This window comes from Nocardia sp. NPDC051570 (assembly GCF_044454005.1).
Classification (GTDB): Bacteria; Actinomycetota; Actinomycetes; order Mycobacteriales; family Mycobacteriaceae; genus Nocardia.
Genome location: NZ_JBITDI010000008.1, coordinates 289938 through 301984 on the forward strand (window position 1 = coordinate 289938; position 12047 = coordinate 301984).

Here is a 12047-nt window from a genome sequence, read left to right on the forward strand (position 1 = left end):
AGCCTAAACCCTTTGCTGCGGAGCCACATTGGCAACTTCCGGTTCGGTGTCGTGGCTACCGAATCCGCGCAGCAGCCCGATCCGGTCCGCGAGCAGGTAGAGCACGAACGCGGCCACCAGCGCATTGACGCTGGGCAGGCCGAACTTCACGTACTTGCCGAACAGGGCGGCCAGCAGCCAGATCACCAGGGTGGCGGGTACCCACACGGGCGAGGTCGCGGGCAGGGCGGCACCGGATTCGGCGAGCTGCGATCGCCACCTGCGCACCACGTAGTACTCGGCGACCATGATCGCGGGAATCGGCGGGAACGCCACGGCGAGCAGATTGAGGAAATCGGTGTACCGGGACAGGATTCCGGCCGCGCCCAGCACGCTACCGATCACGCCGACCACGATGGACACCCAGGCGCGGTGCACCCGGTATCCCGACACCGTCTTCACGAAATTGGCCAAACCCAAAGAGGATACGTACAGATTCCAGTCGTTGACCTTGAGCGCGGCGACCACGATCACCAGCACGCCGATCCAGCCGGTGGACGAGGTGACAATCGTGGCAACGTCTTTGCTGTGCAGGGCATGGGCGAGCAGCACGCCGATCGAACCGATCACCCACTCGCCGAGGGTGATTCCCACGATGGTCTGCTTGACGACGTCGGTGGGCGAGCGGTTGAAGCGGGTCATATCCGGAGTGATCACCGCCCCTACCATGAACTGCCCGGCGACCAGCGTGACGGCCTGCACGAGACCCAGTCGCGGTCCGGGGGCCGCATCGGTCAGCAGCTCACCCAGGTCGTGGCGGCTCAGCTCGACCACCACCGAGACCCCGGCCAGAATGATGAAGGCGGGCACGGTGATATAGGCGGTCCAGGCCATCCAGCGGAATCCGTAGGTGACGATCAGGGTGACCAGCAGGCCGAACAGCATCGACCAACCCCATACCGGCAGTCCGCCGAGAATCTTGGCCAGGCTCTTACCCGCGAGCTGCGATTGCACCCCGAACCAGCCGGTCGCGCTCAACCCGATGACCAGGGCCACCACCGCCGCACCGCCCTGACCGAATCCGGTCCAGCGGCTGAGCAGCGAGGTCGACAGCCCCTCGCGCTGGCCGATGATACCGACCGCGATCGAAACGAACTCCAGCACAACGGCTCCCAGCGTGAACGCCAGAAATGCCTGCCAGAACGGTAATCCGAACCCCAGCGTCGCGCCCAGGAGGAACTGGCTCAGCCCCGAGATCTGGCCGAATCGCTGGGTAGCCACCGAAAGCCACGGATAGCGCGCCGATTCCGGGACGCGGGACAGTGCGTGGTCGTCGTGCCCGAGTGGGGCGGCGGTCATTGATGATCCCCCTGATTTCCGTTGTAGCGTAGCGGGATTCGCATGCTACTGAGATTCGTGTCTGAAACCCTATGTGCGATCGGCACGGTCGGCGCGGCCGGGATGTGCACTTCGCCCGGAAAGGGGGTGGGGGCGGGTTCGTCTGCTTTCTTCCCTTTGTGCCAGCCGCTCGTTCGGCGGGCGTCGGCTGTGCAGTCCGCACGTGGACGATATGTGTTCGGAAATCTACGGTCTGGTCAACTGCGGGTCGCGCTCATCACCGAGGAAGGGGGAACAGCCGTGTTCATGGGGATCCTTCGCGGCCTTCGTGCGCGTCACCCGGGGGGAGAGCACAGCGCGCCGAAGGTCGAGACCGGCTGTCAGCGCTGTCCGACCTGCGGCACACCGGCCGGACATCAGGGGCTGGACTGGCTGACCGGACTGCTCGACCGCCGGACCTGGCACCACCGCGCGGATCTGGCGCTGGCCGCGGCGACGACGCGCCGCGAACCGATCACCCTGCTCATCGCCGATCTCGACCGGTTCAAGCTGATCAACGACGAGCACGGCCATCTCGCCGGGGACAATGCGCTGCGTCAGGTCGCGGGCATCCTGAGTTCGGTGACCCGGCGAACCGATCTGGTGGCCCGCTACGGCGGCGACGAATTCCTGGTACTGATGCCCGGCACCGCGGCCGACGATGCGCTCGCGGTGGCCCGCGACCTCAACGTCCGGCTGAATTCGGCACGGTTACGCACCGTCAGCGCGCGCGACGGTGAGACCACGCTGACCGGCCTGTCGGTATCGGTCGGCCTGGCGACCCGCGCCGCCGACGCGCGACTGGAGGGCCTGCTGCTGGCCGCCGACGCGGCCCTGCTGGCCGCCAAGCGCAACGGCCGCGCCCAAACCTGCATGGGCGCCGCCGGACAGGGCTGGACCTTCGATCAAGTGGTCCACCCCTTCGCCCTGCCCGCGTGAAACTCACCCCACGAGAACCGGTTCCGCGACCAAGCCAGGGCCGACATGAGACTCGGTCCGCACGAACAAGTTCCGCGAACCTGGCCGAGGTCGGCGTGAGACTCAGTCGGCGAGAACCAGTTCCGCGAACCGGGCCAGGGCCAGCACGAGATCGTCGGAGTGCCGCGGGCCCACGATCTGCATGCCGACGGGCAGACCGGCGGCGGTGGCGCCGACCGGAATGCTGATCGCGGGCTGCTGGGTCAGGTTGAACGGGTAGGTGAACGGCGTCCACTGCGGCCAGCTGTGCAGATCGCTGCCGGGCGGCACGTCGTGGCCCGCGTCGAAGGCGGTGATCGGCATGGTCGGGGTGATCAGCACGTCATAGGCGGTGTGGAAGGCGCCCATCACGATGCCGATCTCGGCGGCGATGCCACGGGCGTCCAGATAGTCCACCGCACCGAGGGCCTGCCCCCGATCCCACACCTTCCCCAGTTCCGGATCGACCCGATCCCGTGTTCCCGCAGGGAACTTCGACAGCATCGTCGCCGCACCCGCCGCCCACATCCGCTCGAAGGCCTCGAGCGGATCGGCGAATCCGGGGTCGGCGGCCAGCACCCGCAGCCCCGCCTCGTCGAGCCGGCGCCCCGCCGCCTCGACGATCGCCGCCACCTCCGGATCCACCTCGGCGTAACCGAGCGTCGCCGAATACGCGACCGTCGCGCCGCGCACATCGCGCTGCAGTTGCCCGCGGAAAGTGGTCAGGGTCGGCGCGAGCACGGTCGGATCCCGCGGATCGGGCAGCGACAGGATGTCCATCAGCAGCGCGGCGTCCTCGACCGTGCGCGTCAGCGGCCCGGCGTGTGCCAGCGGCCCGAACGGGCTCGCCGGATACAGCGGTATGCGCCCGTGCGTGGGCTTGAATCCGACGATCCCGCAGAACGAGGCCGGAATGCGTACGCTCCCACCGCCATCGGTGCCCACCGACACCGGTCCCATCCCCGCCGCGACCGCCGCGGCGCTGCCGCCCGACGAGCCGCCCGCGGTCTTCGACGGATCGGCCGGATTACGGGTGATGCCCGTCAGCGGACTATCGGTCACCGCCTTCCATGCCAGCTCCGGCGTGGTCGTCTTGCCGAGGAACACCATGCCGTCCGCGCGCAGCCGCGCGGCGACCGGGCTGTCCACCGGCCACGGCACATCCGCCTCGATGGACGTCGAACCGCGGCGGGTGGGCCAGCCCTCGGTCAGGAAGACGTCCTTGATCGAGATCGGCACGCCGTCGAGCAGGCCCTGCACATGTCCGGAATGCCAGCGCGCCTCGGACTCCTTGGCCTGCACCAGCGCCCGGTCGGGATCGACCAGGCAGAACGCATTCACCGCGGCGTCGCGCTCGGCGATCGCCTCGAGTACCGATCGGGTCGCCTCGACCGGCGACAGCACACCCTGCGAATAGGCGGTGACCAGCTCGACCGCGGTCATCTCCGCCGGCTCGGTGGCGGTGTCGATCTCGGGGTGGGCCATTATCCGACTCCCTTCAGCTGGGCACGTAGCCCAGCCGCTTGTCGACCACGTTGTCCAGTGGCCGGCCATCGATCCACTTCCGGAGGTTATCCGCGAACGCGGTGACGATCTCGTCGCGCCAGCCGCGGAAATCACCGGAATTGTGAGGTGTGACATGGACATTCGGCAGATCCCAGAGCACATGCCCGGCGGGCAGCGGTTCGGGATCGACGACATCGAGCGCCGCACCGGCCAGCGAGCCGGTGCGCAAGGCGGCGACGAGATCGTCTGTCACTACTAGTTCCCCACGACCGACGTTGATGAAACGGGCATGTGGTTTCATCGCCGCGAATGCCCGCGCGTCGAACAGCCGGCGGGTCCGCGACGTGAGCGGCGCGACCGCGATCACATAGTCCGCCGCGGGCAATTCGGCGAACAGATCCGTCCCGACCACGCCGAAGTCGGGATCGTCGGCGCGCGCCGTGCGGCCGAGTCCGCGCACCCGCATCCCGGCCGCGCGCAACAGCCGCGCGATGGCGCGGCCGATCGAACCGGTGCCCACCACGAGCGCCGACGCACCGGCTACCCGCTCGGATTCGCGATGGCGCCAGACATGCCGCTGCTGCAGGCGCAGCGATTCGGGCAGATCCTTGGCGAAGTTGAGAATCTGGGCGAGCACGTATTCGGCGATGGGCGCGTCGAAGATGCCGCGGGTATTGGTGACGACGACCTCGCTGGCGATCAGCTCGTCGAACATCACCGCATCGACACCGGTCGCGCCGACATGCACCCAGCGCAGCCGATCGGCCGCATACCAGGCGCCCGGCACGGCCGCGCTCATGAAGTCGTGGACGAACAGCACCTCGGCGCCGGGCAACGCCGCGGCCAGCTCATCGGCCTCGGCATAGCGAACCGTGGCACACTCGGCCACCGGGCGCATGAGCACCGCATCGGGCCGGGTGCCATCGTGCAGAACAGTGACGGAAGGGCCCTCGAGCACATTGACACATTATGAACGCCTCGTATGATTGTCAACAATCCGATCGTGTGCGGAGGAAAACCCGACTGAACGCGAGAGGGGCCCTCGTGGAGCTGAACTTTCCCGATATCGACGGCCCGGTCGCCCAGCGGGGAATCGGCATCATCGCCCCCTTCGACCTGGCCCTCGAGCGGGAACTGTGGCGTTGGGCACCCCTCGAGGTGAGCCTGCATCTCGCGCGCACACCCTACGAACCGGTGCCGGTCTCCCTGGAGATGGCCGAATTGGTCTCCGACGCAACGCATCTCACCGCGGCAACCCGCAATGTGCTGCACGTCGACCCGGAGGTCATCGCCTATCTGTGCACCTCCGGCAGCTTCATCAAAGGCCTGGCCTACGAGAAGTCGTTGTGCGACACCATCTGTCACGCCGGGGCCCGGGACGCGATCACCACCTCGGGCGCGCTGGTGGAGGCCATTCGCGCCCTGAACCTGAACCGGCTGTCGGTGATCACTCCCTACGACGCGATCCTCACCAACAAGCTGCACGACTTCCTCGCCGAGGTCGGCTGCGCGGTGATCCGATCCGATCATCTGGGTCTGGGCGGCGGCATCTGGAAGGTCAGCTACCGCACCATCGCCGAGCGCATCATCAACGCCGACGACCCGCAGTCGGAGGCGATCTTCGTCAGCTGCACGAATCTGCCGACCTACGATCTGGTCGAACCGCTCGAACAGGCCTTGGGCAAACCGGTACTCACCGCGAATCAGCTCACCATGTGGGCCTGCCTGGGCCGGATGAAACTACCCATGATGGGACCCGGCAAATGGCTCCGGGACGTCTTTTGAAGGAAGCGAGTATGCGAACACCGACGATCGGCTTCATCTACCCCGACCACGCGGCCGAGGACGACTATCCCCGCGCCGCGGCACTGCTCGGCGCGGATCTGCGGGTCGCCCATATCTACGGCACCGATCTGCACGCGGTGCCCGAACTGCTCGATCTGGGCAGCCCGGGCAAGCTGCGCCACGGCGCGGAACTGCTGGTCCCGTACGGGCCGAGCGCCGTCGTCTGGGCGTGCACCTCGGGCAGTTTCGTCTACGGCGCCGACGGCGCGCGCGAGCAGGTGCGCGGACTGGCCGAGGTGACCGGGGTCGCGGCGTCGAGCACCAGCTTCGGCTTCGTGAACGCCGCGCGGGCCCTCGGTGTCGGTACGGTCGCGGTCTGCGCCAGCTATCCCGACGAGCTCGCCGAGCTGTTCGTCGATTTCCTTGCCTGCGAGGGCATTCGGGTTGTATCAATGTCCAGCGCGGGAATCGATACCGCGGCCGAGGTCGGCACGCTCACCCCGGACCGGGTGCGCGCGCTGGCGCTGGCGAACGATCATCGCGATGCCGAGGCACTGCTGATTCCCGATACCGCGATGCACACCGTCGAGGTGCTGCCGGAACTGGAAGCGGCGCTGGGCAAACCGGTGCTCACCGCGAACCAGGTCACCATCTGGGAGGGGATACGGCTGGCCGGATATCCGCCCGGCGACGAGCCGGTCTCGCCCGCCCTCGGCAGGCTCTTCTCGGAAAGGCCGACCCATGCCGGTCATTGAATTCGAACCGGTGAACCGGCAGTCCACGGCGGAGATGATCGCCGACCGGCTGCGTACCGCGATCATGCGCGGCGTACTGGCCCCGGGCGCGCAGCTGGTGGAGGCCGATCTGGCCGCGCAGTTCGACGTCTCGCGCGGGCCGGTGCGCGAGGCCATGCAGCGGCTGGTGTCCGAGGGCCTGCTGCACAGCATCCGCCATCGCGGCATCTTCGTCATCGAGCTCAGCCTCGACGACGTCGTCGACGTGTACCGCGCCCGCACCGCGATCGAGGGCGGCGCACTGGAGCTGATCCTCGATGGTCGCCGCGAGATCGCCTATCGCGCACTGGAATCCAGCGTCTCGGCCATGATCGGCTGCGCCGAGAGCGGTGACGCGGCCGGAGTCTCCGACGCCGATCAGGCCTTCCACGAGGCACTGGTGGACAGCGCGGGCAGCCCGCGGCTGATCCGCGCCGCCCGCACGCTGTTCATCGAGACCCGCATGTGCCTGGGTGCGCTGGAAACGACCTATACCGATGTGCGCATTCAGGTTCAGGAGCATGTGGACCTGCGCGAGGCGATCGGTTCGGGCACCCCCGCCCGGGCCCGCAAGCTGCTCGTCGCGCATATGCACGATGCGGTGGAGCGGCTGCGCGCCCGGCCGTGAGAATCAGCCGATGTACGTCGACTCCAGGACCAGATCCTTCAGCAGGGATTGGTATTCCAGATGCGTCGAGTGTTCGACCGTCCGCCAGGTCGTGCCCTCGTTCTCACGCATGTAGCGCAGATAGTCCGGGGCGCCCGGCACCTTGACGTTATCCGCGACCACCACCGAATCGGGATGTAGCCAACCGGTGGCCAGAATGGTCCGCAGATCGGACAGGTAGGCGGTCTTCATATGGTCGATGAAGACGAAATCCAGGGCGCCCGCGGTGAATCCGTGCTCCTCGGAGAGCGTGCGCACGGTCTGACCACCGTCGCCGATCATGCCGACGACGACGGTGATCCGATTCGACAGACCCGCGTGCGCGATGACGGCGCGCGCGATCTCGGCGTTGGCGGCGTTGGCCTCCACCGAGACCAGCCGGGCTCCCTCGGGCAGGAGACGGCCGGTGCGCACCGCGCTGTATCCGCAGTAGGCGCCGAGTTCCAGGAGCAGTTTCGGAGCGGCCCGGCCGATCGCGGCGTCGAGGATCGTGCCCTTCTCGTCGCCGACGTTCATCAGGATGCTGCGATTGCGAGCGAATCCGTCGATGGTGGCCAGAACGCTCGCGGGATCACCCGCCATGGCATGCGCGAGCACATGGTCCCGCAAGGCGATCTCCCGGCCGTCGCCCACCTGACCGGTGCGCTCCACGTGACGAACGCCCGCGGCGAACCTGAGGAACGACCAGCGCAGGAACGGCATCCGATCGCGCAATCTCGCCACAAGTCCACTGTCCGGCATGCGTCCTCCTTCGGTCGGGACCCCAAGGATAGGAACGAATTGCCCGGCCGCGCAGGACTTCTAGATCATCTCCGCGGGCCGACCCCTATTCGCCGTCGAACAGACCGCGCGGCCGGACCACGAAGACCGGCGAGGAGCGTTTACCCTTCTCCTCCAGCAGCGCAATGGTTTTCCCGTCGGCCGTGATCGCCGCGTGCACGCCCGCGATCCCGAGGGGTTCGAGCCAGCGGCCGTCGCGCAGGGAGGCCGCCTCGGTCTCGGTGATCTCTCGGTGCCCGAATGCCAGCCGGGCCGCGGCATCGATACCGAGGTTCAGGCTCGGATCCTCGGCAAGCTGATCGAGGGTGCGGGCGTGTTCGAGGGTGAACGGCCCCACCCGGGTCCGGCGCAGCGCGGTGAGATGCCCACCGACGCCGAGGCTTTCGCCGAGGTCGCGGGCCAGCGCGCGGATATAGGTGCCCGACGAGCATTCCACCACGACATCCAGATCCACGAATGTGGTTGTGCCGGTATCGATATCGCGTCGCTCGAGGAGATCGAAGCGGCTCACGGTGACCGGGCGGGCGGCCAGCCGCACATCCTCACCCGCCCGTGCCCGCGCATAGGCCCGCTCACCGTCGACCTTGATGGCGCTCACGGTGGCGGGCACCTGCTGGATATCGCCGGTCAATGCGGCCACGCCCGAGGCGATCTCGGCGTCGGTCAGATGCGCCGCGGCCGTCGTCGCGATGACCTCGCCCTCGGCATCGTCGGTGACCGTCGACCGACCCAGCCGGATGGTGGCCGTATACGCCTTGGTGGTGAGGCTGAGCAGGCCCAGCATCTTGGTGGCCCGCTCCACCCCCAGCACCAGCACGCCGGTGGCCATCGGATCCAGCGTTCCGGCATGGCCGATCTTCTTGGTGTGCAACAGCTTCCGGCATTTGGCCACCACATCGTGGCTGGTCCAACCGCCGTCCTTGTCCACGACCAGCAGCCCGCCGAGGGCATCCACCAGCGGGGTCCGCGCCTGCTCCATCAGCCGGTCACGATCGCGGTCAGGATCAGCCCGTCGCTGATCAGCCAGCGGCCGTCGAACGAGCTCAGCGGCGCGCCACCGTCATTGGTCTGGCCGGGCACCAGCAGTTCGCTGTGGAAGGTTCCTGCCGAGCCGCCACCGTCGACGGTGAAGGTGATATGCGCCTCCTCGAAACCCAACCAGCGCAACGTCAACGGGAACCACACCTTATAGGTGGCCTCCTTGGCGCAGAACAGCAGCCGGTCCAGATGCAGCCCGGTCTCCGGAATCGCGGTCTTCAGCCAGTCCCGCTCGGGCGCCAGGCTCACCGAATCCAGCACCCCCTCGGGCAGTGCGGCATGCGGTTCGGCATCGATGCCGATCGAACGCCACCGCAGCCGATGCGCCAGAGCGGCCGCCCGATACCCGTCGCAGTGGGTGAGGCTGCCCACGACCCCGCGCGGGAACAGCGGCATCCCGCGCTCACCCTTGCCGATGGCGACCGGCGGCTCGCCCAGCTGTTCCAGCGCCAGCCGCGCGCAGTGGCGGGCCCCGATGAAATCGCGCCGCCGCTTCTCCACGGACTTCTCGATGAGGTGTTCCTCCCCCGGATGCGCCTTCAGATCCGCCGGATAGTCCAGCAACTCGGCCGCGGCCACACCCTCGGGCAGAATCCTGCCGATGATCCGCGCGGCATTCGCCCGCTCCTCGATGACCGCCTCCTGATTCGACACCTACTTGCCCTCCCGAGCCTATCGGAGCCACCGCCCCCTGCCGACGCCGTTCCCATCCCCGGGACGTCGCGAACCCGCCCCGGCCCGCCGACCTCAGTCCAGCCCGCGGCGCTTATCGGCCGTGCGCCGCATTTCCGCTGCGGCGGCACGCATTTCGGGGGTGACCTTGAAATGGCCGCCCCATTCGTTGAGCTCGCCGGGTGCGTATTCCGGAGTGGGGAGGATCTGGCGCAGCAGCTTGTCGGGCAGGCCGCGGCGCTGCCATTCGCGGGGGTAGCCGAGCGAGACCTCCTCGAACCGGACGCCGTCGTAGTAGGTGGTGCGCGGAATGTGCAGATGGCCGTAGACCGAGCAGACCACGTTGTAGCTGGTATGCCAGTCGGCGGTCAGATCGGTGCCGCACCACAGCGCGAACTCCGGATAGAACAGCATCCGCGTCGCCTCGCGCACGAGCGGGAAGTGGTTGATCAACACCAGCGGCGTCTCGGGTTCGAGCGCGTCCAGGCGGCGCTGGGTGTACTGCACCCTGGCATGACACCAGGCGTCGCGGGTGACGTACGGATCCGGGGCGAGCAGGAATTCGTCGGTGGCGACCACATTGCGGTCGCGGGCCACGGTCAGCGCCTCGGCCTTGGTCGTGGTGCCGTCGGGCCGCCAGGAGTAGTCGTAGAGCACGAACATCGGCACCAGGGTCACCGGCCTGCCGAACTCCTCGGCGCCCGCGCCCTCCCACACCGGGAACGGATCCTCGGGGGTGAGCACGTCCAGATCCCGGCACATCGAGACCAGATAGTCGTAGCGCGCGACCCCGTGCATCTGGACCGCGTCCTTGGCCGTGGTCCACAGCTCGTGGTTGCCGGGCACCCAGATGACCTTGGCGAATCGCTCCCGTAGCGTCGTCAGCGCCCACCGGATATCGTCGGAACGCTCGCCCACATCGCCGGCCACGATCAGCCAGTCCTCGGGCGAATCCGGCCGAATCGCCTCGACCACCGGCTTGTTGCCCTGGTGACCGACGTGAATATCGCTCACCGCCATCAACTTCGGAACCACCCGGCCCAACCCTTCTGCTCGTCGACCGCGACCCTTGCGGAAACCGCGACCCTCGATCCCAGATTCCCACGCGCGATGATCACGCGGCCAACCGAGGCACCTCCGCCCCCACTCGCGCCCAGCGCCCGGATACCGCCCGCGTGCTCACCCCGACCAGCCGCAGCGCCATGAACGCGGCCAATCCGCACCAGATTCCGCCGATCCCCCAGTCCAAGGCCAGTGACAACCAGATCAACGGCAGAAAGCCCAGCAGTGCGGAGCCCATGGTGATGGTGCGCAGATAGGCGGCGTCGCCCGCACCCAGCAGCACCCCGTCCAGGGCGAAGACGACACCACCGGTCGGCAGCAGCGCGATCAGGAACCACCAGATCAGATGCGTGCGGTCGAGGACGTCGGGATCGCTGGTGAACAGACCGGGAATCACCCCGGACCCGGCGGCGAGAACCATCGCCAGCGCGACCGCGAACACCGCCGACCACAGCGTGATCCGCCCGGCCAGCCGCCGCGCCCCCAGGGCGTCGCCCGCCCCGAGCGCCGCACCGGTCAGGGTCTGCGCCGCGATAGCCAGAGAGTCGAGGGTCAGCGCCAGGAAGTACCACAGCTGCAGCACCAGCTGATTCGCCGCTACCGAGGCCGCGCCGAAGCGGGACGCCACCGCACCGGCGGAGACCGCACACACCTGGAAGGCCAGGGTCCGGATGATCAGATCGCGGCTCAGCGCCAATTGGGCCCGGATCACCGCGAGCTGCGGGGTAAGCGAAACCCGTTGGCGCACCAACGCATTCAGGAACAGCCCGGCCGAGACCACCTGTCCGGCCACATTGGCGACCGCGGAACCGGCCAACTCCCATCGCGGCGCCCCGAACAACCCGTGCACCAGGGTCGGGCACAATACCGCCGAAACCAGCAGTCCCGCAATCACATACGCCAACGGCCTTCTGGTCTGCTGCACACCCCGCAACCACCCGTTACCCGCCATGGTGAGCAGGATCAGCGGCACTCCGAACACCGCGATCCGCAACCACATCAACGCCTCGTCGGCGATATCGCCCTCACCAGCCAGCGCATGCGTGATCGGCCCCGCGAAGACCTGCAGTACGACGACGATCAGCAGACCGACCCCGATCGCCACCCAGCTGGCCTGCACCCCTTCGGCCACGGCACCACGCTCGTCACCGGCCCCGTGTCGCCGCGACGACCGCGCGGTCGTGCCATAGCTGAGAAAGGTCAACTGCGAACCGACCTGCGTGAGAATCAACCCACCCACCGCCAACCCCGCCAGTGCCAACGCCCCCAACCGCCCCACCACGGCCATATCGAACAACAGGTAAACCGGTTCCGCGACAAGCACTCCCAACGTCGGAACCGCGATCCCCAGAATCCGCCGCGGCCCCACCCGCCCCGGCGCGACAACCTCCAGCACCCCGCTCACCAGATCCCTCCCGTCTCTGATATCTCGATGCCCACACCTTCGCACA

12 protein-coding genes are annotated in these 12047 nt (G+C 67.9%); 4 read left to right on the forward strand and 8 right to left on the reverse strand.

Going from position 1 to position 12047, the window contains the following annotated elements:
• Positions 1-3: 3 nt before the first annotated feature.
• On the reverse strand, positions 4-1338 hold the full coding sequence (locus ACIA76_RS22360; protein ID WP_397153771.1) for a purine-cytosine permease family protein: 1335 nt from the start codon (positions 1336-1338) through the stop codon (positions 4-6).
• Between the two features lie 285 nt (positions 1339-1623).
• Between ACIA76_RS22360 and ACIA76_RS22365 the strand changes: the two genes are divergently transcribed.
• Entirely contained in the window at positions 1624-2295 is a 672-nt protein-coding gene (locus ACIA76_RS22365; protein ID WP_397153772.1) for a GGDEF domain-containing protein, read from the forward strand.
• A gap of 102 nt (positions 2296-2397) precedes the next feature.
• Here ACIA76_RS22365 and ACIA76_RS22370 read toward each other — a convergent pair whose 3' ends face one another.
• Entirely contained in the window at positions 2398-3783 is a 1386-nt protein-coding gene (locus ACIA76_RS22370) for an amidase (protein ID WP_397153870.1), read from the reverse strand.
• 28 nt (positions 3784-3811) lie between these two features.
• Positions 3812-4717 (reverse strand): D-2-hydroxyacid dehydrogenase, encoded by a 906-nt coding sequence (locus tag ACIA76_RS22375; protein WP_397153871.1) that lies wholly within the window; start codon positions 4715-4717, stop codon positions 3812-3814.
• Between the two features lie 146 nt (positions 4718-4863).
• On the opposite strand from ACIA76_RS22375, the gene ACIA76_RS22380 reads away from it, so the two are divergent.
• From ACIA76_RS22380 to ACIA76_RS22390, 3 genes are read left to right on the forward strand one after another with little or no spacing between them, the layout of a single operon-like run.
• Positions 4864-5604 (forward strand): Asp/Glu/hydantoin racemase, encoded by a 741-nt coding sequence (locus ACIA76_RS22380; RefSeq protein ID WP_397153773.1) that lies wholly within the window; start codon positions 4864-4866, stop codon positions 5602-5604.
• Positions 5605-5615: 11 nt separating this feature from the next.
• Positions 5616-6359 (forward strand): maleate cis-trans isomerase, encoded by a 744-nt coding sequence (locus ACIA76_RS22385; protein WP_397153774.1) that lies wholly within the window; start codon positions 5616-5618, stop codon positions 6357-6359.
• On the forward strand, positions 6346-7005 hold the full coding sequence (locus ACIA76_RS22390; RefSeq protein WP_397153775.1) for a GntR family transcriptional regulator: 660 nt from the start codon (positions 6346-6348) through the stop codon (positions 7003-7005). The genes ACIA76_RS22385 and ACIA76_RS22390 overlap by 14 nt, the downstream gene beginning before the upstream one ends.
• Positions 7006-7008: 3 nt before the next feature.
• Here the strand turns inward: ACIA76_RS22390 and ACIA76_RS22395 are convergent, their stop codons facing one another.
• The 5 genes from ACIA76_RS22395 to ACIA76_RS22415 form a co-directional block, all read right to left on the reverse strand.
• Positions 7009-7785 carry an O-methyltransferase gene (locus ACIA76_RS22395; RefSeq protein ID WP_397153776.1) on the reverse strand — a complete coding sequence of 259 codons (777 nt, stop codon included), beginning with the start codon at positions 7783-7785 and terminating at the stop codon, positions 7009-7011.
• A gap of 85 nt (positions 7786-7870) precedes the next feature.
• Entirely contained in the window at positions 7871-8803 is a 933-nt protein-coding gene (gene truB, locus ACIA76_RS22400) for a tRNA pseudouridine(55) synthase TruB (protein ID WP_397153777.1), read from the reverse strand.
• Positions 8803-9468, reverse strand: a complete 666-nt coding sequence (gene npt / locus ACIA76_RS22405; RefSeq protein WP_397153872.1) for a 4'-phosphopantetheinyl transferase Npt — start codon at positions 9466-9468, stop codon at positions 8803-8805. Before npt ends, truB begins: the two co-directional genes overlap by 1 nt.
• A gap of 141 nt (positions 9469-9609) precedes the next feature.
• Positions 9610-10569, reverse strand: coding sequence for a metallophosphoesterase family protein (locus ACIA76_RS22410; protein ID WP_397153778.1), 960 nt, complete (start codon positions 10567-10569; stop codon positions 9610-9612).
• A gap of 79 nt (positions 10570-10648) precedes the next feature.
• Positions 10649-12001 carry an MATE family efflux transporter gene (locus ACIA76_RS22415; RefSeq protein ID WP_397153779.1) on the reverse strand — a complete coding sequence of 451 codons (1353 nt, stop codon included), beginning with the start codon at positions 11999-12001 and terminating at the stop codon, positions 10649-10651.
• Between the last annotated feature and the right edge of the window lie 46 nt (positions 12002-12047).